Annotated in this window: 23 protein-coding genes and 1 tRNA gene; 10 read left to right on the top strand and 14 right to left on the bottom strand. The window is 64.2% G+C overall.

Annotation, left to right across the window (positions count from 1 at the left end):
- Positions 1 to 5: 5 nt before the first annotated feature.
- Complete coding sequence (locus E3T41_RS14745; RefSeq protein ID WP_104193231.1) at positions 6 to 1,133, bottom strand: hypothetical protein; 1,128 nt, start codon at positions 1,131 to 1,133, stop codon at positions 6 to 8.
- Positions 1,134 to 1,807: 674 nt separating this feature from the next.
- Here E3T41_RS14745 and E3T41_RS14740 point away from each other — a divergent pair.
- Positions 1,808 to 2,743 (top strand): DNA-processing protein DprA, encoded by a 936-nt coding sequence (locus tag E3T41_RS14740; RefSeq protein ID WP_104193232.1) that lies wholly within the window; start codon positions 1,808 to 1,810, stop codon positions 2,741 to 2,743.
- 27 nt (positions 2,744 to 2,770) lie between these two features.
- Here the strand turns inward: E3T41_RS14740 and E3T41_RS14735 are convergent, their stop codons facing one another.
- The 3 genes from E3T41_RS14735 to E3T41_RS18005 all read right to left on the bottom strand — a co-directional run bounded on the left by E3T41_RS14735 (position 2,771) and on the right by E3T41_RS18005 (position 5,862).
- Positions 2,771 to 4,684 carry a hypothetical protein gene (locus tag E3T41_RS14735; RefSeq protein ID WP_134479246.1) on the bottom strand — a complete coding sequence of 638 codons (1,914 nt, stop codon included), beginning with the start codon at positions 4,682 to 4,684 and terminating at the stop codon, positions 2,771 to 2,773.
- A complete protein-coding gene (locus E3T41_RS14730; protein WP_134479245.1) occupies positions 4,681 to 5,421 on the bottom strand; it encodes a hypothetical protein in 741 nt (246 codons plus the stop codon). The genes E3T41_RS14735 and E3T41_RS14730 overlap by 4 nt, the downstream gene beginning before the upstream one ends.
- A 108-nt stretch (positions 5,422 to 5,529) precedes the next feature.
- Positions 5,530 to 5,862 (bottom strand): hypothetical protein, encoded by a 333-nt coding sequence (locus E3T41_RS18005; protein ID WP_166790332.1) that lies wholly within the window; start codon positions 5,860 to 5,862, stop codon positions 5,530 to 5,532.
- Between the two features lie 400 nt (positions 5,863 to 6,262).
- Here E3T41_RS18005 and E3T41_RS14725 point away from each other — a divergent pair, with 400 nt between their 5' ends.
- On the top strand, positions 6,263 to 6,691 hold the full coding sequence (locus E3T41_RS14725) for a hypothetical protein (RefSeq protein WP_104193236.1): 429 nt from the start codon (positions 6,263 to 6,265) through the stop codon (positions 6,689 to 6,691).
- 110 nt (positions 6,692 to 6,801) lie between these two features.
- Here the strand turns inward: E3T41_RS14725 and E3T41_RS14720 are convergent, their stop codons facing one another.
- The 4 genes from E3T41_RS14720 to E3T41_RS14705 all read right to left on the bottom strand — a co-directional run bounded on the left by E3T41_RS14720 (position 6,802) and on the right by E3T41_RS14705 (position 8,823).
- On the bottom strand, positions 6,802 to 7,164 hold the full coding sequence (locus E3T41_RS14720) for a hypothetical protein (RefSeq protein WP_104193237.1): 363 nt from the start codon (positions 7,162 to 7,164) through the stop codon (positions 6,802 to 6,804).
- 60 nt (positions 7,165 to 7,224) lie between these two features.
- A complete protein-coding gene (locus E3T41_RS14715) occupies positions 7,225 to 7,587 on the bottom strand; it encodes a single-stranded DNA-binding protein (RefSeq protein ID WP_104193238.1) in 363 nt (120 codons plus the stop codon).
- Between the two features lie 434 nt (positions 7,588 to 8,021).
- Positions 8,022 to 8,351, bottom strand: coding sequence for a hypothetical protein (locus E3T41_RS14710; RefSeq protein ID WP_166791582.1), 330 nt, complete (start codon positions 8,349 to 8,351; stop codon positions 8,022 to 8,024).
- Between the two features lie 262 nt (positions 8,352 to 8,613).
- Positions 8,614 to 8,823 (bottom strand): AlpA family transcriptional regulator, encoded by a 210-nt coding sequence (locus tag E3T41_RS14705; protein WP_104193240.1) that lies wholly within the window; start codon positions 8,821 to 8,823, stop codon positions 8,614 to 8,616.
- A gap of 104 nt (positions 8,824 to 8,927) precedes the next feature.
- Between E3T41_RS14705 and E3T41_RS14700 the strand changes: the two genes are divergently transcribed.
- From E3T41_RS14700 to E3T41_RS14685, 5 genes are all read left to right on the top strand, one after another.
- A complete protein-coding gene (locus E3T41_RS14700) occupies positions 8,928 to 9,527 on the top strand; it encodes a helix-turn-helix domain-containing protein (protein WP_134479243.1) in 600 nt (199 codons plus the stop codon).
- Positions 9,528 to 9,605: 78 nt separating this feature from the next.
- A complete protein-coding gene (locus E3T41_RS18000; RefSeq protein ID WP_166790331.1) occupies positions 9,606 to 9,890 on the top strand; it encodes a helix-turn-helix transcriptional regulator in 285 nt (94 codons plus the stop codon).
- Between the two features lies 1 nt (position 9,891).
- Positions 9,892 to 10,023, top strand: coding sequence for a hypothetical protein (locus E3T41_RS18790; RefSeq protein WP_255455293.1), 132 nt, complete (start codon positions 9,892 to 9,894; stop codon positions 10,021 to 10,023).
- Complete coding sequence (locus E3T41_RS14690; protein ID WP_134479241.1) at positions 9,995 to 10,189, top strand: hypothetical protein; 195 nt, start codon at positions 9,995 to 9,997, stop codon at positions 10,187 to 10,189. The genes E3T41_RS18790 and E3T41_RS14690 overlap by 29 nt, the downstream gene beginning before the upstream one ends.
- Before the next feature lie 101 nt (positions 10,190 to 10,290).
- On the top strand, positions 10,291 to 11,463 hold the full coding sequence (locus tag E3T41_RS14685; RefSeq protein ID WP_134479240.1) for a tyrosine-type recombinase/integrase: 1,173 nt from the start codon (positions 10,291 to 10,293) through the stop codon (positions 11,461 to 11,463).
- Here the strand turns inward: E3T41_RS14685 and E3T41_RS14680 are convergent.
- The 4 genes from E3T41_RS14680 to E3T41_RS14665 all read right to left on the bottom strand — a co-directional run bounded on the left by E3T41_RS14680 (position 11,464) and on the right by E3T41_RS14665 (position 15,117).
- A tRNA-Thr gene (locus E3T41_RS14680) sits at positions 11,464 to 11,539 on the bottom strand. It lies immediately after the preceding gene.
- A 46-nt stretch (positions 11,540 to 11,585) separates the two neighbouring features.
- Complete coding sequence (locus E3T41_RS14675; RefSeq protein ID WP_134479239.1) at positions 11,586 to 12,224, bottom strand: TetR/AcrR family transcriptional regulator; 639 nt, start codon at positions 12,222 to 12,224, stop codon at positions 11,586 to 11,588.
- A 39-nt stretch (positions 12,225 to 12,263) separates the two neighbouring features.
- Complete coding sequence (locus E3T41_RS14670) at positions 12,264 to 13,799, bottom strand: alpha/beta hydrolase (protein ID WP_134479238.1); 1,536 nt, start codon at positions 13,797 to 13,799, stop codon at positions 12,264 to 12,266.
- A 142-nt stretch (positions 13,800 to 13,941) separates the two neighbouring features.
- A complete protein-coding gene (locus E3T41_RS14665; protein ID WP_134479237.1) occupies positions 13,942 to 15,117 on the bottom strand; it encodes a DNA polymerase III subunit delta' in 1,176 nt (391 codons plus the stop codon).
- Positions 15,118 to 15,315: 198 nt separating this feature from the next.
- Here E3T41_RS14665 and E3T41_RS14660 point away from each other — a divergent pair, with 198 nt between their 5' ends.
- The 3 genes from E3T41_RS14660 to E3T41_RS14650 all read left to right on the top strand — a co-directional run bounded on the left by E3T41_RS14660 (position 15,316) and on the right by E3T41_RS14650 (position 17,580).
- Positions 15,316 to 15,771, top strand: coding sequence for a hypothetical protein (locus E3T41_RS14660; protein ID WP_134479236.1), 456 nt, complete (start codon positions 15,316 to 15,318; stop codon positions 15,769 to 15,771).
- Complete coding sequence (locus E3T41_RS14655) at positions 15,758 to 16,972, top strand: phosphotransferase family protein (protein ID WP_166791581.1); 1,215 nt, start codon at positions 15,758 to 15,760, stop codon at positions 16,970 to 16,972. The genes E3T41_RS14660 and E3T41_RS14655 overlap by 14 nt, the downstream gene beginning before the upstream one ends.
- A gap of 131 nt (positions 16,973 to 17,103) precedes the next feature.
- A complete protein-coding gene (locus E3T41_RS14650; protein ID WP_092449758.1) occupies positions 17,104 to 17,580 on the top strand; it encodes a hypothetical protein in 477 nt (158 codons plus the stop codon).
- An 82-nt stretch (positions 17,581 to 17,662) separates the two neighbouring features.
- Here the strand turns inward: E3T41_RS14650 and E3T41_RS14645 are convergent, their stop codons facing one another.
- Together E3T41_RS14645 and E3T41_RS14640 are read right to left on the bottom strand one after the other, a co-directional pair.
- Positions 17,663 to 18,319, bottom strand: a complete 657-nt coding sequence (locus E3T41_RS14645; protein ID WP_092449756.1) for a response regulator transcription factor — start codon at positions 18,317 to 18,319, stop codon at positions 17,663 to 17,665.
- Positions 18,316 to 19,791 carry a cell wall metabolism sensor histidine kinase WalK gene (locus tag E3T41_RS14640; RefSeq protein ID WP_104133358.1) on the bottom strand — a complete coding sequence of 492 codons (1,476 nt, stop codon included), beginning with the start codon at positions 19,789 to 19,791 and terminating at the stop codon, positions 18,316 to 18,318. Before E3T41_RS14640 ends, E3T41_RS14645 begins: the two co-directional genes overlap by 4 nt.
- Positions 19,792 to 19,872 lie beyond the last annotated feature (81 nt).

Raw genomic sequence — 19,872 nt, 5'->3', positions numbered from 1 at the left:
CGCGGCTATCGGACGGTGGCTTGCAGGGTGCGCACGACGCCCGCGACCGCTGCGGCAAACGCCCGCCGCGTCTGTGGGGCGAGGTGATCGAGGGTAATCTGCCCGCGCTCGGCGATGTGCGGGTCATACGGGATGGTGAACACCTGCTCGACGCCAGCGTCGGCGATGATCTGGTCGACGCGGTCGACGACCTGCCTGTTCTCCGGCCGGCCGTCGGTCAGCCGCAGGATCGTGGCATGGTCGGCCAAGCTCGCCGCCTTGCCGCCGGCCGACCGGAGTACATCGAGCAGCGCGACCGCTTCCAACACCGCGTCCCCGGCGTTGAACACCGGGATAACCAACGCATCGGCGGTATGGACGGCGCCCTGAAATGCGGACGAGGAGGGCTGGTTGCCGCTGTCCATAATGCGGATGCCGTAGTACTGGTCGACGACCGCCGCAACGGCCACCACATCGTCATGGGTGAGGCGCGGCCGGCGACGGACGGTACCGATCACGGACGCGAACGAGGTTTGCGGGGCTGTGTAGCCGGCGAGCTGCCCGGCGCTACTGATCGTGTCGACGTCGCGGACGAGTTCTCCCATGCCGCGGGCCGGGTTCCCTTCCGCCCGGAACGACAGCGCGCCGGGGTCGTCGGATACCTCGAGGATGCACACCGATCCGCCGCGCGCTGCGGCGAGGACTCCGCCGGCGATGATCGCCGACGGCGTCTTCCCGACGCCGCCCTTCTGATTCGCGACCAACACGCTCACCGCACGGGTCCATGTTGCCTGCCGGATCGTTTCCTCATCGCGGCGCAACGCTTCGGTCTGTTCGCGCTCGGCCAACTCCGCCGGTCCGGGCGTCATCGAGAACCCAAGGCGCGACAGCACGCCGCGCAGGCCGCGCTGCGCACCCTGCGCCTGCGGGGCTGTGGAGAGCAGTCCGAGGTCGTGATCGGAACCGCCAAACAGATCGGCCAGAGCCGGCTCAGACGGGATTCCTGCTGGCCGCTGCGGTGTCGCGCTGGACGGTGCAACAGTCTCGTCGACGGCTTGGCGTTCCGGAAGCGGGGCGACGGGGCGTTCGGGGGTGGGGGCATCCGCTTCGATGTAGCCCTGGGCACGTGACGCACCGCGAAACGCGGTACTCACAGGCGGGTCAGTGTGCTGGTTCGTGGTCGGTGTTGTTGCCTGATTCTGACTGGACACAAGCAAATTTCCCTCTCTAGGACCCCATACGGTGCTCGTCAATCACCACAACGACACAGCGATTGGAATCAGTAACGGGGCTGGCCGGGCGTCGGCGGATTGTGGCAACAGCCGGGCATATTCCTGCCAGCCATGCTGTCGTATCCGTTCGAGCGGATCGGGAGTGCACCGTCATGATTCCCTTTCTGTGCGGCGTCGTTGCCGTCTACGTCGAGAGTAATGCTCACCTCTGACATTGGTGGTGACACACCCCCAGAAGACAAAAAATACCTTCAAAAATCTCGGCCACAACGACCGCCCAGTGCGCTTGGTTGTTCAACCTCGCTGCCGGCGGGCGGTAATCGCCGGACCGCGCAAGGACCTATTTGGAAGCGGCTGGCGCCGCTGCGAACCTCATATTTTGAGCCGCATCCGCGGCCTGTTTTTCACGGGCTTGTTTGACCTTTCCGGCCGGTCATCGTAGCTCGCTTCGCGCTTGCGTTCCCAGATTCTCAGACGCGGTCGCAGGCTCCCTTATTTCGCCTGAGATTCTGGGCACTACAGCTCTCCCGCTCGCTATCGATTTCTCTCGCCGGAAGGCAAACAAAATATTCGGTCCAGGAGAGGGAGCCACCATCATGACCATCGCTGCGGTTATCGAGACCATCAGCACCGACACCACCGTGAGCAGTCCCATCAGCCACGACACCATCGCACGCACCGCCTGGGCCACCATCGCCGAACCCGGCGACCCCCACGTCGGCGCACTCATCGCACGGTATGGGGCCGAAGCAGCCCTGAACGCCCTCCTCAACCTCAACGGCGATACTGCGGCCAGCCAAGACGGGACCCTCGCGCAGCTGCGAGCATCAGTCTTGCCTCGGTACTCGGTTGGCCGGGTCGTCGACACGATCCGCCTCACCGTCGCAGGCGGGTACGAGTTGCTCACGCCATCACACCCGAACTGGCCGGCGTCCGTTGCCAATCTCGGAGAGACAGGACCTTTTGCTCTCTGGGTGCGCGGGGACGCTGCACTTCTGAGCGCGCCGAGCGTGGCGTTGACGGGCACGCAGTTTGCGACCCCGTACGGCAGGCACGTATGTGTGGACCTGGCCTCCGGCCTGATCGAGCGCGGCTGGGCAATTGCCTCCGGCGCCGCTCGCGGCATCGACGCTGCCGTCCTCTCCACCGGTCGGGCATTCGCGGGCCGCAACGTGGTTGTTCTCCCCATGGGCATGGACGACACTTGCCCTGCGGAAAACGTGGAGCTGGTCGACGGGGTCGCGACGCGCGGTGTTGTCGTGAGTGAAATTCCACCGGGACAAATGTCCTCGGCGTGGCGGTTCCAACGTGGCAACCGACTCCTCGCGGCGCTCACAACCAAGACCATCATTGTCGAAGCGGAGCACGAGTCCGGGCACCTCCACACCGCGGAGACCGCCATCGCACTCGGCCGACCGTGCGGCGCCGTGCCCGGGAGGACTTCGACCGTGTCTAACGCGGGATGCGACCGGCTCATCCGTCAGTTCGGCGCCCAACTTGTCGCCACCATTGACGACGCCGACCGACTCTGACCCTGGCGGGAGCGCCGCCCGCATCGGTCAGGCGGCGCTCCCGGATTCATCCATTTCGACGACGTCGAGCCGCACGACCTCCTCGTCACGACCACGCTCGACATCAGCCGGCACCAACACCGGCGTGAGCGGCGCGGATGCTGGTGTCTGCAGTTGCCGGTTGGGCAGTGCTCGGAACGGAGCGATCGCGCCGCCCTGCACGATCCAGAACGCTCCGTCCGCGGCTTCCCGCACGTCTTGCGGAGGGATGACGTAGGTGTGTTGGGCGCGGGCGCTGCCGAGCTCTTCGCCGGTGGCGCGGCCGGCGGATTCCATCCGCATCACCGTCCCGGCATATTTCACCACCTCTTCCGGGTCTTTGGACCGGCCAAAGATCAGCGCCGCGCCACTCGTGAGTGCACGGCGCCGGCGGACCTCATCGTTAGACAGACCGGCCGGGCTCTGCGTCGCGAGGACTAGGCCGACGCCGGCGCTGCGCGCCGTCTCAAACAAACTCCCCGCGGTATCGCCCGGGTCCTGCGCACCCGTCACCAGCTGGGGGAACTCGTCAACGATGACGACCACCGGGGACTTGTCGCGCCGCTCCAACCGGGAGGCGAGAAAGTTCCGCAAGTCCAGCAGGAGCAGATCACCCAGCCGCGCCTGAGCATCGTCAACCGGCGACAGCGGAATGACCGTCACGTCAGCTTTCGGCGCGTTGTAAGACCAGCCGTCCTGGCCGATCCAGCGTTGCATCGGCCGCAGCGCCACAAGCAGGCTCTGCAACGCCCGTGCTCCCGCGGTCGACCCGTCTCGCTCCACACGCTTGTTGATCAGCGGCAGGTCGTCTGTGTCGTCAACGAACCGGGCTGGATACGTCAGCCGCTCGCGCAGGTCGGCGATGCTGCGCAGCGGAGACCTGCCTTGCACCATTTGCAGCACCCCACGAATCTCATCGAGATAATGCTGGTTGGCACCATCAGGGACAGGCATCAGTCGCATCAGCTTCGCCGTGATCTGGTCGCCGGTGCCGTTGAACAGGTTCCACGTACCGCCGGTTGTCGCCGTCCGGCCGTAAGTCTGCGCCACGGCGACCAGATTCTCGGCGTCAGCCGGGTCACCTTTCGCGTCTATAACGAACACGGGCCACCCGTATTCCAATGCACACAGCACGAGTCCGTTGATCAGGACGGTTTTGCCGCTGCCGGACTCAGCGATGATCAGTGCCCGCACCGACGATGCCGTCGGCGGCAGCACCAGATATTTGCCGGTGGCATCGACCCAGTCGCGCACGCGGCGCATGTCATAGAAGCGGTCAGCAAGGGTCCGAACTGTCACCCGGCTCGTCACCCCGAACGCCTGCCGCTGATCTCCCACAGCCAGCGGTACGGTGACCGCTTGGCGAGTGGTGCCGACGATGCGGCCTGTCTCGGCTTCGAGGCGCACGCCGATGCGGCGGGCCACGCTGCTGTCGGCGGCACGTTTGCGTGCGGTCTCAATCTTCTCCTGCCGCACCACGTTCGATACTCGCCGGGACCGCACCTGCTCGGCGATCTTCCGCCGCCGCAACGACCACGCTGCCGGCAGCAACAGCACACCGGCAAAGAAATTCGCCACCACCCAAAGACCAAACATCGGCCAAAGCTGCGCCCACCACTCAGCGTCGTCAAAGAACTCGGTCGCGGCCCCCGAACGGATCCAGTCCGCCAGCAGGATTGCCTCCCACGTGAGGAGCGCGGCTACGAGGAGGATGCCGACGGTGTTGACTGTCCACTGCCACCGCCACACCACCCAGAACCGGGTCTTCGTCGCGATAACGTCGCCGGCAATCCGGCTCACCACGACCGGCACGACCAGCGGCAACGCAATCAAGACCATGACGACCGCGAACGCGGCGCCGAGCAGCCGCGCGATCGTGTCGCTGGTGGCGTCCGTCTCTATCGGAGCGGCCGTGTCGCTCATGCGTGGACCTGCGTGGATTCGCCCCACTCGCTGGTGCTCTCGAGCTCGACCAAAAGGGTGGCTCTTCCGTGTGCAGTCGCGTGGGCGCCGGCGCCCAGCTCGTCGCCGGTCCAGTACCCGCGTGCGTCGAGGGAGTGTTGGGAAACGAAACGGGGACGGTCGGTGCGGACCAGGTGCTTGTCAGCCTCCCGCGTCACCGCCCGATCAGCGTCCGCCGTGCAGAAATACGCGATCCGATCAATCCCCTCATGCGCCAAGCGATACGCGTGGCTCTGACAAATCGACTGATACCACTGCCACGTCTTCGGCGTCAACTCCACCTCCACCAACTCGACAACCCCGTCACGCTCGGCCACCCCATCGGCCTGATGCTCGCGCACGCTGTTCGGTTTGCGATCCCGCCGCCACGTGAACCCCTGCGCCAGATAGCGCGCCGACACTGTCGCGACCGCTACCTCATGCCGGGTCGTCTGCCGAAACAGATTCGGCGCCGGCTTCCCAATCGCCAGATACGTGGCCCACACTATCGACCCGTCCCGATACGCCACCCGGCCCCGGTCCAGCAATCCAGTCCCGATCATCCGCGCCGCCCACTGCTGCGCCCGGCGCAATGACACCGGTTCACCAGCACCCGACAGGGCGCCCAACGCCCACCGCACGGCGTCCATATCGGCGAGCCGAACAACGTCCAACCACGCCAAAAGTGCCTCGTCGCGCTCCGTCACCTGCACCATCACTCAGCCTCCGAACTGACAACGTTTCAGCTTTCCAACACGATTCTGCACCCAGCCACCGACACAGCCCCGCATGCCACACCGCACATCGTCCACTTCAACTCATCGACCTCACCGCTTCTGCTCGTCGTTTTTCTTACCCAATTGCTTCCTACTTCCTGCCGTCGGCTCCCACATTTTCTGCCGGCTTTCCCTAGCTTTTCTCGTCACTTTTTTCACTTCTTCTCTGTCTTCTCTTCTTGTTCTCCCTCTTTTTTTCTTTTCAGTTTTCTTCTTTTGTGTTTTGTACCTCTGTTTTTTTCTTCTACTCTTTTCTTCTCTTTCCCTGTCCCACCACCACCCCTTTACTTCCCAACCTCCTACACACTGAGGAACGATGGGTGTGGGAGGTTGGGAAGTAAGCGCAGCGAGGGGGCGGCGGTGGGGCAGGGAAAGAGACCCCATACCTATTCGTTTACCTATTCGCTGCCAGTGAATAGGCAAACGAATACCTGCCAGCCACTATTAGGTTTGACTCCGTACGGTCTCAACGCCGTCCACCAAGTGCCTCATGAACGTCGCTACCTCGACTCGGCTCACTCCGCCTGGATCAACGGCAGACGTTACGGCCCGAGGGTTGACGTCATTGACTGGCGTATACGCTCATCCTGTGGACCTAGATCTTTCAATAGCCCTACTTGCCGGAGGATTCGCCTTGGCTGGCGGTGTCGGTGGCGCCCTCCTCACTGGCTTGCTCGGCCGCGGAGCAGAAAGGCGGAGGTTGACCGCCGAAGATGAAAGACGGTGGCTGGCGGATCGACGAACTGCGTACGCAAAATTTCTTGCAATGTCAGAATCTCTGCACATGGAGATCGACACGATTGGGATATTTCTGCCCACTGAATCGAGGCCGATCAGCGCAGATGACGAGTTGATCCTCGCCGACTTATACGAGTACACGAGGATGTGGGAGACCTCCTTGCAGCCGCTGCTCGGTGAAGTCGAACTACTTGCCTCGCCCGAAGTAGTGGATCTCGCGGATCGTGTCTCTGGTGCACTCCTCGCCGTGACCGCACCGATCGAGTTGAGACTGAACTTCGATGACTATTACCCCGTATGGTTTCAGACACGCGACCTCATTCACGTTCTTCGAGATGCCATGCGCACGGAACTCGGCCTCCCCAAAATCCTCAAGGTCTTAGCGCCCTTCCCACGTGAAGACGACTGGCCTTGGCTCGATTCACGCCCGCCTGTTGACTCCTACATCCAAGGGAAACGTCCCAAGGCGCAATAGTCGGGGAACCTACTTTGGCCTACGCGACCAAGCTATCGGTGTGCACACCCTCTCAGGGGCAAGGTCGGTGATCCGATACGGAAACCCTTCCTCGACGCCATGACATCCGACTAAACGCCGTCGAACCAGCGGACGACGCTGTTGGCGTTGTGAGCTTGCAGGAGGGCGTCCTCGACGATGCCGGCGAATTGAGCGGCGTCGCGGAGGCCGAGTTCCGCACGGGCGACTCCGGGTGCGCAGCCGGCGCCGCAGCCGTCTTCACCGTTGCACTGGACGCCGTCGATGACGTTGCCGTGCCAGTTGGCGAGCTGGTCGTAGACCTGGCCCAGCGAGCGCTGCGTGGCGGTCAGGCATCCGAGCAGCAGGTACGAGTCGTAGGGCCGGTCGATCGCCCGAGTCGCGTGCGCCAAGCTGCGTGCGATGTCGGCGAGCTCGTTCGCCCGGCTGATCAATTCGCTGTCGTGGTCGTTCATGGTGGTGCTCCTTTCACGAGGTTGTGTGGGTGGGCCGCGCGTGCGGCCCACCCGGGATGGCTATTCGGTGTCAGGCTTGGAGTTACGGCGAACGGTGGCGACGGCCCGGTTGAGGTCGGGGCCGACGTTGTCGGCGTCAATGACGCGGCCGTATTGGCGTGCTTGCTCGTCGCCCCAGCTGTCGGTGTGCTCGCGGCCAACGACGATCACGGGGTCGCCCTTGTGCAGGGTGGCGGCGACGTTCTGGCCGAGCTCGAACTTGGCTTCCACGAAATGTGTTGTGGCGGCGTCGTGGGCGAGCCATTTGCCGCCCCGGTATTCGCCGGTGTTTTCGATGACGCGCAGCTTGGTGATCTGGATGCTGCCGGCAGTGACGACTTCGGGGTCGAGAGCCAGGTTGCCGATGATGGTGCGTGTGGTCATGAGTGCTTCTCCTTCGATGAGTGCTGCGTTGACGTGCGGTGGGTGTCGTTGGCCTTGGGTTCTTCGACCAACTGTTTCTGGTGCCTTCCGGCGAGAAAATTCGATAGCGAGCGGGAGCTCCGCGAGTGCACAGAATCTCAGACGAAGTGAGGGAGCCTGCGACCGCGTCTGAGAATCTGGAAACGGTAGGCGCACAGCGATCTATTGTGGTCGGTCGGACAGGTCACAAATTGTGTTCACGCGGTGGCGATGCGCGCCGATTGTGGCCGCGATCGGGCGGCATTCGGCGGCCGTTTTGGCAAGTTATCCACAGGCGTTTTTCGCGCGCGCGTACTGTTAATGTTTTGTTTGTCCTGTTAGTACTGTTAGGGGGGCCGATCACCGGCCCCCTATAGGGCCAGATCTGGCCCCCTATCGGTACGCTAAACGGCCCCCTACGGGGGCCGTTCACCGGCCCCCAAACCTCCGCGCCGAAGCATCGGAATGACGTTGGTTTCGTATCGTCGGTGACCGCCCGGTTTCGCGCTGTCGACGAGCAGATTGAACTCGGCATTGTGGCCTCGACTGCCGGAGCTGACTCTCTCGATCGCGCCGCTGGCGACGAGTTCTGCAATCGCCCGCTTGACCGAATGATGTGCCGATTCTGATCCGTTGTCAGGAGCCAGATAGCCCAGGGCGATCGCCGATGATTCGCGGGATGCGAAGTATCGGCGCGGCGGTTGATTGCCGGGGTTGTCGGTGTCGTCCCAGCTTTCCAGTGCCATGTGCAGCAGCAACCGGGTCGCCGCGTGCCCGAGACCCAAACGCGCAGCCACAAGAACGGCGCCCTTGGCCGCGTATAGGCCCACGCTGCTCTCACCCACCGGGTCGGGTGCGAGGCGTTGCGAGATGGCAGAATTTTAGTATTCTGGTCATAGATCAGATCCTTTGAGGGTGTTCGATCTTTGCCCCGGGGTGCAACCCGGGGCTTTTTCTTTGGCCTGCCGCCGGCCCGCCGTTTCGGCGCTGGCAGCAGGAGGAGCGGCCTCACCGTGTCACGAGGGCGGGTTCGCCGGTTTGCACTTGGGCGCTCGCCTCGATCCAGGCGATGATTTCGGACCTCTTGTAAAGAACCTTCTTCGGGGTTGGCTTGTAGAACCGGGGCCCGCGTCCGTTATAACGCAGCTGAGCCAGACCGCCGACTGTTAGGCCCGTCAGTTCCGCCGCGACAATCGGGAGAACGAATTCTTCACTCATCACTACTTCCCTTCGTTGACACGAGACACTCGTTATCTCGTGTTGCGATCACAATAAAACGTTTTTGACTGTTTGACAAGTGTCAATCCCTGTACGGTGTCGACATGACAAGTTTTGTGAGGCAGTCCGGAATTGGCGAGCGGATCCAGGCCATCCGGAAACGGCACGGCATCCGCTCCGCCAAGGACCTCGCCGACCTCATGCCCGGCGGCAACGTCACCGAGGCGATCCTGCAAAACCTCGAAGCCGGCCGCAAACAGGACCTCTCGGTCAGCCAACTCCTGAACATCTCCCACGCACTTCGCGTTCCACCGGTTTTTCTCCTGGCACCAATCGGGCGCCCGCATGACCCGCTCGACCTGGTCAACCTCAGCGATACCTTCAAGGGAATGACCGTCGCTGAATTCGATGCCTGGATCTCCGGGGAAACGAATGGCACCTACCGGTGGCGCGACCTCACCGAACGCACGGAACGCTCGCAGCTCGAGGCCACGCGCCAGCTCATTGCCAGCCTGAGCGAACGCCGCCGTCTCACCACCAACTTGGCCATCGAGGCAGAACTTACGCCGCCGGGTGAGGTCAGCACGGACCCCGCGATCTGGGATACCACGCAGGAACGACTTGCCGAGGCAAACCGGCGCATCGAACAACTCAGCAGCTATCTCACCGACGCGGGCTGGGACCTCGAAGGATGGGCCAAGTAGACCGCTGAGCCCGGGCCGAATAACTGTCGTCCGCGTGTGAGCCGTCGAGGTGTCGGCCTCGAGTTGTACTCTGTGCGCGTGACGAACTATCTGGCGCAGGTTGGGATCGGCGAACGCATTCAAGCGATTCGCAAGCAGCATGGCATCCGTTGGGCGAGAGCTCTGGCAGAACTCATCCCGGGTAACAATGTCACCGAATCGATCGTGCAGAATATCGAAGCCGGCCGCAAAAGACGACCTTCTCGTCAGCCAACTGCTCACCATCGCCCAGGCCTTCCGCGTTACGCCGATTTTCCTGCTCGCCCCGATCGCCACATCATCGGTCCGGCTCGACATCGCCAACGTCAGCTCGAGCTTCGATGACATGACTGTGGTCCAGTTCGATGCCTGGATCTCGGGTGAGCCCAACGGCGCCTACGACTGGAACACCCTCGCCGACCGCGCCGAACGCACCCAGCTGCACGACCATGCGCGAACTCCACGAACAGATCCGTGAACGCGGGCGTCTGGCAGCTAAACTCAATGCTGCGATTGACTCAAGCGGAGGCGACCACGCCGGGGACACGACCAAGGATCGCCTCGAGGGTGCCGTCCAGCGCATCGCCCAGCTCACGTCCTACCTTGCCTCGGCCGGCTGGGACCTTGAAGGCTGGGCGGACTAGCCGCCGCAACGGAGTGTCGGTGGCTGGATGCAACATTGGATCAGCAACGATAAGTTCCGACCAGTCGGGCGCAGTCTCGGCGGAGAATCCGAGGTGAACTCATGGCAACAATTTCCGCGTACCAGTCGGCGAACGGACGTCGATATCGGGTGCGGTATCGAACGCCGGACCGTCGACAGACGGACAAGCGTGGCTTCACCAGCAAGCGTGAAGCTGAGCGGTATCTGGCTAGTGTTTCCGTCGCGAAGGACAAAGGCGAATGGATCGATCCAACCTTGGCGCGCATCTCCGTCAACGCCTGGTCGCAGGTCTGGCTGAGCGCCCACTCAAATCTCAAGCCGACTACTCGCGGCGCGTATGCGTGGATTCTCAAGAAGCACATTCTTCCCCGATGGGGCCGGGTCGCCCTCATCGATGTGACCCACACCGCAGTGCAGGCTTGGGTCACCGAGCTCAGCGATTCCCTGGCCCCCTCGAGCGTGCGCAAGATTCACGTCGTGCTGTCCGGCGTCATGAAATACGCCGTCCGGGATCGCCGCATCCCACGCAATCCGTGTGACGGAGTGCGCCTCCCCCGCGTCGCTGAAGGCGACCGGGGCTATCTGACACCCGAACAAGTCGATGAGCTGGCCGCGCTCTGCGCGCCCTCTTCGACAGTGATCTACCTGCTGGCTTATACGGGCCTCCGATGGGGCGAGATGGCGGCCTTGAAGATCAAAAGGCTCGACTTGGGACGCCGACGCCTGGACGTAGCTGAAGCCGTTACAGAGCCAACGGGAGCCATCCTCTGGGGCACCCCGAAGAACCACGAGCGACGGTCAGTACCGTTTCCGGCGTTCTTGACCGAAATGCTCCAGGTCCAGTGCGCAGGCAAGTCTCGGGAAGAACTGGTGTTCACCTCCCCGGATGGCGACGTACTCCGAAGTGGCAACTTTCGGCGTCGTACCTTCACTGCGGCCGTCACCGAGCTCAGGCGTCGTCATCCAAACCTGCCCGCGATCACCCCGCACTCGCTGCGGCATACCGCGGCGTCGTTGGCAATTTCGTCAGGCGCGAGCGTTTTGTCGGTGCAGCGAATGCTCGGACATGCCTCAGCAGCGATGACTTTGGATGTCTACAGCGACCTCTTCGAAGACGATTTAGACGCCGTTGCAGACGCCCTCAATAACCGCGCACTTAAAACAAATGTGGGCAAATTGTGGGCAAATCCAGCAAATTCGGCGAAACATACCGCTGAGCTGGTTTCAGAAACCCTATCTGACCAGCATATTTAGTGGAGCCGCCTGTCAGAATCGAACTGACGACCTTCTCATTACGAGTGAGATGCTCTACCAACTGAGCTAAGGCGGCGTTACCAGATCACCTCGAAAAGCAGTCGGTGACACAGCAGCCAAGCCTAGTCGTTTCTACGAGTGATTCTGTACACCTCGGCGAATGAGGCGTTCACGCACTCCGAAAGCGGGGCCACATCGTCGCCTTCCGCCCAGACCCGCCAGGCATGACGGATCGCCGCGACGGCTACGAGCGTGAACAACAGGGCCCGCTGATTCAGCTCGGCCGGGTCCTCGGCTCGCTCCGGGGCATCCGCTCTGAAACGGCGCTCGATAATCTGCTGCAGCTGGTCCTCGAAGTCGCGCAGGGTCGCCATGCGCATACCGAACAGGTAGGCGTTCTCCTTCATAATCGTGCGGCGCAGTTGGTGAATCTCCCGGTCGGCCTCGGTGCGCTGCAGACTCTTGGCGAGCAGCAGGGCCAGATCGGCGAGCACGTCGCTGCTCGGGCCAGCCGCGACAAAGATTTCTATATCTTCAGCGGATGCCATTCCGGGCGCGTCCCCAATTAGGGCGGCGTCTTTCGAAGGGAAATAGTTGAAAAAGGTGCGCGGCGAGATATTGGCGAGGCGGCTGATGTCCTCGACCGTGACGTGCTCAATGCCGCGCTCGCGGGACAGGGTCAGCACGGCGTGTTGGATGGCTCGCCGAGTGGTGAGGCGCTTGCGCTCACGCAGGCCCGGCTGTTCCGTTTCGATCGACATGCCCCAATTGTTCCACAGCGCTCGAACGCCCTTGAGTGGTTAGCACTGCGGGTCGGCGGCCGGCACGATTCCGTCGACGAGATAGGAGTCGACCGCATCATTCACGCAGGAATTCGACTTGTTGTAGGCGGTGTGACCTTCACCGGTGTAGGTCACCAGGGTGCCGCTGTCGAGCTGCTCGGCCAGCTGCTGCGCCCAAACGTAAGGGGTCGCCGGGTCATTGGTGGTGCCGACGACCAGAATCGGCGCCGCGCCCGCCGCGTGGATCTCGTCGCGTTCGCCGGTGAACGTGTATGGCCAGTTGGCGCACCCGATGTCGCCGAAGCTCATGTACGGGCCGATCACCGGGGCAGCTTCGGCGAGTTCGGCGGCCTGGGCGCGCATCGACGCCGGGTCGGCGTTGTAGGCGTAGTCGATGCAGTTGATGGCCATGAATGACTCGGTCGAGTTGTCGGAATAGTTACCGTCGGCATCCCGGCCGTTGTAGGCGTCGGCGAACTGAAAGGCGCCGTCGGCGCTGCCGTGCATGACGGAGTCGAACATGACGCTGAGCTGCGGCCACGCCGTGGCCTGATAAAGCGGATAGATGATCGCCGTGAGCAGCGCGCTCGCGCCGAGCTGACGGCCATCCGTTGCCGTGATCGGGCTCGCGTCAACCGACGCCATGAGCGCCCCGATTGTCGTCAGAGCGTTGTCAACACTGCCCCGGAACGGGCAGTCCTCCCCCGTCACACAGTCGGCGAGGTAGGCGCGCAGCGCATTTTCAAAGCCCACCGCCTGGCTCTTGGTGACCTCGAAGTTGCTCGTCGACGGGTCGACGGCCCCGTCGAGCACGAAGCGCCCGACCTTCTCGGGAAAGAGCTCGGCATAGGTGGCGCCGAGAAAGGTGCCGTAGGAGTAGCCGAGAAAATTAAGCTCAGTATCGCCGAGGGCGGCGCGCAGCAGATCGAGGTCACGGGCGGCGCTCTGCGTGTCGACGGTGCCGAGGAGCGGACCGGTCTCGTCGGCGCAGGCCGCTGCGAAGGCGTCGGACGAAGCTGCAAGCTGCGCGATCCAGGCATCCGTGCCGCGTTTCGCCTCGGTCAGCCCATACAGGTACTCGTCCATCTCGGCGGAGTCGTAGCAGGACACCGCCGAAGAACGGCCCACCCCGCGCGGGTCGAATCCGACGATATCGAAGCTCGCCTGCAGTTTTTTGTCGGTGGCGTAGTCGAGGGAATCCGCGACAAAATCGTAGCCGGAACCGCCGGGTCCGCCGGGGTTCACCAGCAGGGAACCAATGCGATCGTTCCCGGTGGCCACGTGGCGCACGAGGGCGAGCGAGATCTCCCCGGCGGCCGGATCGCCATAGGAGAGCGGGGCGGACGCCTCCGCACACTGCAGGCCGTCGCCGCAGCCGTCCCACTGCAGCACCTGGCTGTAGAACGGGGCGAGGTCGCTGTCAACCTGTTCGCCGGTAGGCGTGGACTCGGCCGGGCCAGCATCCGTCGCAAACCAGGCGGAGCATCCGCTCAAAATAAGCGTGAGCGCCAGTGCGGCGGCCGTGGCGCTCAGTGCGCGGATACTACGGTTCAACGGATTTCCTCTTTCCTGAAGCGGATGCTGCGGCTCACGCTACCGAAAGCGGCTGGGAGTCCCTGTGGGGGACGCCGCTGTGTCACTGGTTTCGACGTCACTGGTTTCGACGTCACTGGTTTCGACGTCACTGGTTTCGACGTCACTTGGGGCGGCGGATCGCCGACACCAGCATCGCCTCGAGCGCGAGCGCGGGCGCGACGTTGCCCTGGATACGCTGGCGGGCCACGGCGATCGCGTCCATGGTGGCGACGGTGGCCGCCGGAGCGCTGGCCGCACTCGCGGTGCGCAGTTCGGCGAGCAGCTCGAGATTGATCACCGCTTGGTCCCGGCCCAGCTGCACCATCATCACGTCACGGTAGAGCGAGGCGAGGTCGACCAGGATGCGGTCGATGCCGTCGCGCAGGCTGCGCACGGCCCGACGCTTCTGGTCGTCTTCGAGGGCCTTGATCTGGCTGCGCAGCCCCGGCGGTACCGACTGGCCAGCCTCGACCCCGAGAGAGCGCAGCATGCCGTCGCGCTCGGCGGCATCCAGCTCGAGGGTGATGGCCTTGGCGTCGTCGCCGGCGATGGCAAGCAGCCGCGCGGCAGCGTTGACGGCCGATGACACCGAACGGATGCCGAGGGCCGTGCGCAGGGTTTCCTCGCGTCTGGCCCGGGCGTCGGCATTGGTGGCGAGCCGCTTGGCCATGCCGATGTGGCTCTGGGCGAGGCGGGCGCTGAGTTCGGCGATGACCGGGTCGACACCGTTGCGGCGCACCAGCAGGTCGGCCACGTCGGCGACGCTTGGCATGCGCAGGCGCACGGTGCGTACGCGTGAGCGGATGGTGGGGAGCAGGTCGGCCTCGCTGGGCGCGCACAGAATCCACACGGTGCGTTCGGGCGGCTCTTCGAGGGCTTTCAGCAGCACGTTGGAGGTGCGCTCGACCATGCGGTCGGCGTCTTCGACCACGACGACGCGGTAGCGGCCGACCGAGGGCGAGTACTGCGAGCGGGCGACGGCTTCCTTGACGGATTCCATTTTGATGATGACACCCTCGGTGGCGAGCACGCTGAGGTCTGGATGGGTGCGGGCCGCGACCTGGCGGGCCGCGGCGAGGTCTTCGGCGGGGGTGCCCGGGCTGAGCAGGGCTGCGGCGAAGGCGAATGCGAGGTTCGAGCGGCCGGACCCGGGTGGCCCGGTGATGAGCCAGGCGTGCGTCATCGAGTTGGACTCGGCGGAGCTGCTGCTGTCACTGGCGGAGGGCACCCGCTGCGCCGCCGCCCTGAAGATGGCGATTGCGTCGGCCTGTCCCGTTAGGTTGTCCCACACTGCCATGAGTCAAGGGTAACCCGCCCCACCGACACCGCCCGCGCCCGCGTGCGCGCGCTCGGGCCCGGGCCCGGGCCCGGAAGTTGGGCGACTGGTAGATCCTGGGCCCGGTTGCGGAAGCCACGAGGTCACGACCGACTCAAGATGAGAACCCTCTCATGCTGCTCTGCGTGAGAACCTTCGTCGAGGCCCCAGACTAGAACAATGCAGACTTTCTGGAAGGTGGCGCTCGGTGCCGCGATTGTGGCCGCCCTCGGCGCCGGATCGGCGGGTGCCGTCGCGATGACGTCCGCTCTCACTATCACCGACCAGCCCGGGCTGGTTCAGCGAATCGATCCCGTGGGAACCGACTCTGACTCGAGCACGACCGATGCGGATACCACGCCCAAAATCGCATCGACGCCCACGCCCACTTCGACCGCCACCGCTGATGTTCCGGTCGCCCCGCCCGTCGCTGTTCCCCCGGCCGGATCACAGACCATCGACGACGACGTTGACGTTGACGAAATTGACGTCGTAGACGTCGTAGACAACGTGGACGACGTAGACAACGCAGACAACGTTGACGACGACGTTGACGACGACGACGACGACGACGTTGACGTTGACGTTGACGTTGACGTTGACGTTGACGTTGACGTTGACGTTGACGACGACTGAACCCGGCGGGTCGCGTCCGCTGGAACAGGCGCCGGAGATTCTCGAGGCCGTCGCAGAGTCGCTCGGAATGACCCTGGTACGGCTGCACCGGTTCAGCATCGAAACGACCGCTCGCGGCTTCACTGCCGGGTACACGATCGAGCTGGATCCCGGCACCCAGACGACCGAGTCCCACACCGTCTACCTCGAATCGAATCCGACCAAACGTGACCGGCCCGGCGTGCTCGCCTTCCGTGACGAGCAAACCGGCGATACCGTGGCCGCTTGGCTGTACCCGAACGATCCCGAGCTGCCGGCCCTGGCCGCGGCGGTCTACCCGGACGCCGCACAGGTTCTGCTCGCCCGGCTCGGCCTGCACGCGAGCAGCCTCGTCGTCACCATCGCGGCCTATCGGCCAGGAAAACGCGCCGTTGTGCGTATGGTCGCTCCCGAGTTCACGGTGTATTTCAAAGTCGTTCGCCCGGCCGCCGCAGGGCCGCTTCATGCTCGCCACGTGTTCTGGGGAGCCGCCGGCGTTCCGGTACCGCGCAGCCGCGGCTGGAGCGCCGACGGATTCATCGCCCTGGAGTCCGTTCACGGTGTCGAAGCGAGCCAGGTGGTCGCGCAATTCTCGCCCGAACCTTTCCTCGACGAGCTCGATCGGATCACAACAGAAATCGGCCTGATCGAGAGTTCCGGCCCAGCACGAGTGTCGCTGTCAGCACGCCTGCCCTGGTACGTGCAGCGGACCGGTTCTCTGCTGCCGGCCGAATCGCCCAGGATCACCGCCCTCGGCGCTGCCATAGAACGGATGCGCGCGGCCGCGATTCCCGCCGCCCCCGTCACCGTGCACGGCGACCTGCACCTGGGGCAGATCTTTCTGGACCCCGACACTCTCGACTCCCCACGCATCTCCGGCGTGCTCGACATCGACACGGCCGGGCTCGGCGACCCGGCCGACGATGCCGCTGCGCTCTACGCGCACCTGGTCGTGAGCGCCCTGCACCACGACGACCACTCCAATCCCGAATCCGCCGAAGGCTGCCGCGTCCTGGCTGCCCGCGCCCGCAGCCGGTGGCCTCGCCGCGGCGAGCAGTTTCTCAACCGGGCGCGGTACATCGCGGCAACCCACCTGCTTGGGCACGTGTTGACCCCGGGTGCACACAGCGCGACATTGCTCGGCGCGGCCACCGAACTCGTCGTCGACCCCGCCTCAGCCTGAGACCAGCGGATGCCTTCGACCAAGATGAGAGTCCTCTCACGCCGGACTCCGAGGCTTCTCATACTGGGGCAGGAATCTTGAAGTAACAGCAGACGAGCACAGGCTCGACCCGCCAACGACAAGGAGACACCATGAACCCCAAGATGACAGCCAAGAAGCGTTGGATTGCTATGGGCGCCGGATCCGCACTCGGTATCGGATTGCTCGCCGGCGGTGCCGTGACCGCAGCGAACGCCTTCGAGATTGAGGACAGTTCGGGAAGCTCGATCGGTGTGCAGCCGGTGAGCTCCATCTCGACGAGCACGGCGATTCCATTCAGCACGGCGAGTGTCTCGACATTCGACGACTCGGTGTCCCTCTCGAGCGATGACTCCTCCAACACCTCGTCCAACTCATCCGACAACTCAAGCAACGACACAAGCAACGACTCGTCGAGCGGCTCGAGCACCGTGAGTGTCGTGTCGGCGGTCTCAGCCGTTTCGGTGGTTTCAGTCGTCTCGGTCGTGACCCCGGTGTCCGCACCGTCCGTCGCGAGCCCGGTGTCTGCCGCCTCGGTTGCCTCGCCGGCCAGCCCGGCATCGGTGCAGAGCCCCGCGTCCGTCGACTAAGCAGAGCGTCGCGGCTCAGATCGAACAACGAGCAGCAGAAAGCCCGGGCCCGCGCTCGGGCTTTCTGCTTCCCCGAGCGGGATTACTTGAGCCGATATCCCATGCCGCGCACCGTCTCAATGCGTTCCGGCCCGAACTTCGCCCGAAGATATCGCACGTACACGTCAACGACGTTGGAACCTGGATCGAAGTCGTAACCCCATACCCGGCTCAACAGCTGCTCACGGCTGAGTACCTGGTCGGGGTGCCGCAGAAACTCTTCAGCGAGGGCAAACTCCCGGGCCGACAGTTCCACGGTGCGCTCCCCCACCGTTGCACGGCGGGTGCGCAGGTCGAGGGCGAGCTCCCCATAGGCCAGCCTCGTCGGCGAGCTCTGTTCGGCATCTCGCAGTCTTAAGCGGATGCGCGCCAGCAGCTCATCAAATTTGAACGGTTTCGCGAGATAGTCATCGGCACCACCATCGAGGCCGGCGACCATGTCGCTGGTCGTCGACCGAGCGGTCAACATGATGATCGGCAGCGGCAGCCGTTCGGCCCTGATCCGTTTCATCACCTCGAAGCCATCTATGCTCGGCAGTCCGACGTCAAGCAGTAGCAGGTCGAAGGTGCCGGACTGGGCATAGCTCACGGCGTCGAGCCCGTCATCGACCACGGTCGAGGAATAGCCGGCGGCCCTCAGGCCCTTGCTCACGAACAGAGCGATTCGAGCCTCGTCCTCCGCGATGAGGATGCTGGTCATGTCGCGGCCACCACATCAACGGCGCGGCGCGGCACCAGGATGCCGAACCGGGATCCGTCGGGCGACGTCACCAGGTCGACATAGCCGCCGTGCGCCCGCGCGATAGCGTCGACGATCGGCAGCCCGAGGCCGGAACCTTCGACACCACGCCCGGAATCGACACGGCCGAACCGTTCAAAAATGCGGGCCTTGGCCTCCGTCGGAATGCCGGGGCCGCTGTCGCGGATCCAGAATTCCACCGCTTCCGCGTGTTCGGTGCTGCCTATCTCGATGGTCGTGCCGGAAGCTGAGTGTTTGGCGGCATTGTTCGCCAGCTGCAGGAACGCCTGAGTGAGCCGGGCCGGATCGACCGGCACGACAACGTGCGCGCGCTCGGCCAGAATCCAGACGTGGTCGGGCAGCGCACTAACCTTGAGGAAGAACTGCTCGGTGAGGTCGCCGGCATCCGTTGGCACCCGCTGCAGATTGCCGCGCTGGGCGTTGGCGAGCGACTCGATGTCGTCGATGAGTCCGGTCATCCGGTCGAGTTCGTCAAGGGCAATTTCCCGAGCGGATGCGACATCGTCGGGATTGCGCGGATCCAGCAGCTCAAGATGGCCGCGCACGATGGTGATCGGAGTCTTGAGCTCGTGGCGCACATCCTCGAGCAGCTGTCGCTGCGCGGTCAGCGACTCGTCAAGACGCTCGAGCATGTCATTGACCGTTCCGGTGAGCTCAGAGATGTCGTCATGGCCGATCACCGGGATGCGCTCGTGCAGGTCGGTTGCGGTGATCCGCGACGCGGCGGCCTGCAGCTGGCGCACCGGTCGCAGCAGGCGGCCGGCGACGAACCATCCGACCAGCCCGACCGCCACGAGCGCCGCAGCCGCGACGGCCGCATAGATGCGAAAAGCGCTCGTCAACTCTCCGAGCTCGGCGTCCAAATCAAAAGCGGTGACGAAAATTCCCGCTTCCCCGCTAGCCTCCACCGTCACCGGCGCGGCGATATACCGCAGGTTGCCGAGTTCGGAGACGGCAGTGCCGCGCACGACATTGACACCGGCCACTTCATCGAGAATGCGCAGGATGAACCCGGCATCATCCTCCAGGTGGAAGGACAACTCGGTGCCGGGGATCAGTGCCGGGACGCCATCGATGATTCCGAGGGTGCTCTCGTTGGGGCTCGGAACGAGTCGGGCCATGACCGCTTGCAATGCCTCCCGGGTAGACGGGTAGCTCGCGCCGGACGCCTCCGGCAATGCCTCGACCTCGTTGAGGTTGGTAGTCGGCACGCCGGTGACGATGAAGCGCACGCTCTCGACGCTCGTCGCGAGGCGAGCGTCGATGTCGCGCAGGGCGCGGTCGCGTTGCACGAGATAGGCCGTGCCGCCCGCGACGGCCAGGCCGAGGCCGGCTACGACGAGAATGGCGGCGAGGATGCGCACCCGCACCGACCAGCCGGATCGCACAGCGGACGAGGCAGTCGAGGTCATAGCTTCAGTATCCCTTAGAGAGTTGCCACCCCGCCCACGTTTGGGGCCCGGGCGCCGACCGTGGGCCCAGTTATAAACCGG

The organism is Cryobacterium sp. Hh38, assembly GCF_004403235.1.
Taxonomy (GTDB): domain Bacteria; phylum Actinomycetota; class Actinomycetes; order Actinomycetales; family Microbacteriaceae; genus Cryobacterium; species Cryobacterium levicorallinum.
The sequence above is the reverse complement of the archived record's forward strand: the minus strand, read 5'-3'. Positions and strand labels throughout refer to the sequence as shown.

Bases quoted from the DNA above. Each gene is read 5' to 3' on its own strand.
- E3T41_RS14740 (WP_104193232.1), top strand. From the start codon at position 1,808: ATGACCATCGCTGCGGTTATCGAGACCATCAGCACCGACACCACCGTG.
- E3T41_RS14675 (WP_134479239.1), bottom strand. From the start codon at position 12,224: ATGTCGATCGAAACGGAACAGCCGGGCCTGCGTGAGCGCAAGCGCCTC.
- E3T41_RS14735 (WP_134479246.1), bottom strand. From the start codon at position 4,684: ATGAGCGACACGGCCGCTCCGATAGAGACGGACGCCACCAGCGACACG.
- E3T41_RS18005 (WP_166790332.1), bottom strand. From the start codon at position 5,862: ATGGGGTCTCTTTCCCTGCCCCACCGCCGCCCCCTCGCTGCGCTTACT.
- E3T41_RS14650 (WP_092449758.1), top strand. From the start codon at position 17,104: ATGAACCCCAAGATGACAGCCAAGAAGCGTTGGATTGCTATGGGCGCC.
- E3T41_RS14710 (WP_166791582.1), bottom strand. From the start codon at position 8,351: ATGGCACTGGAAAGCTGGGACGACACCGACAACCCCGGCAATCAACCG.
- E3T41_RS14660 (WP_134479236.1), top strand. From the start codon at position 15,316: ATGCAGACTTTCTGGAAGGTGGCGCTCGGTGCCGCGATTGTGGCCGCC.
- E3T41_RS14725 (WP_104193236.1), top strand. From the start codon at position 6,263: ATGGAGATCGACACGATTGGGATATTTCTGCCCACTGAATCGAGGCCG.
- E3T41_RS14640 (WP_104133358.1), bottom strand. From the start codon at position 19,791: ATGACCTCGACTGCCTCGTCCGCTGTGCGATCCGGCTGGTCGGTGCGG.
- E3T41_RS18790 (WP_255455293.1), top strand. From the start codon at position 9,892: ATGACTGTGGTCCAGTTCGATGCCTGGATCTCGGGTGAGCCCAACGGC.
- E3T41_RS14720 (WP_104193237.1), bottom strand. From the start codon at position 7,164: ATGAACGACCACGACAGCGAATTGATCAGCCGGGCGAACGAGCTCGCC.
- E3T41_RS14645 (WP_092449756.1), bottom strand. From the start codon at position 18,319: ATGACCAGCATCCTCATCGCGGAGGACGAGGCTCGAATCGCTCTGTTC.
- E3T41_RS14705 (WP_104193240.1), bottom strand. From the start codon at position 8,823: ATGAGTGAAGAATTCGTTCTCCCGATTGTCGCGGCGGAACTGACGGGC.
- E3T41_RS14715 (WP_104193238.1), bottom strand. From the start codon at position 7,587: ATGACCACACGCACCATCATCGGCAACCTGGCTCTCGACCCCGAAGTC.
- E3T41_RS14690 (WP_134479241.1), top strand. From the start codon at position 9,995: ATGCGCGAACTCCACGAACAGATCCGTGAACGCGGGCGTCTGGCAGCT.
- E3T41_RS14700 (WP_134479243.1), top strand. From the start codon at position 8,928: ATGACAAGTTTTGTGAGGCAGTCCGGAATTGGCGAGCGGATCCAGGCC.
- E3T41_RS14685 (WP_134479240.1), top strand. From the start codon at position 10,291: ATGGCAACAATTTCCGCGTACCAGTCGGCGAACGGACGTCGATATCGG.
- E3T41_RS14665 (WP_134479237.1), bottom strand. From the start codon at position 15,117: ATGGCAGTGTGGGACAACCTAACGGGACAGGCCGACGCAATCGCCATC.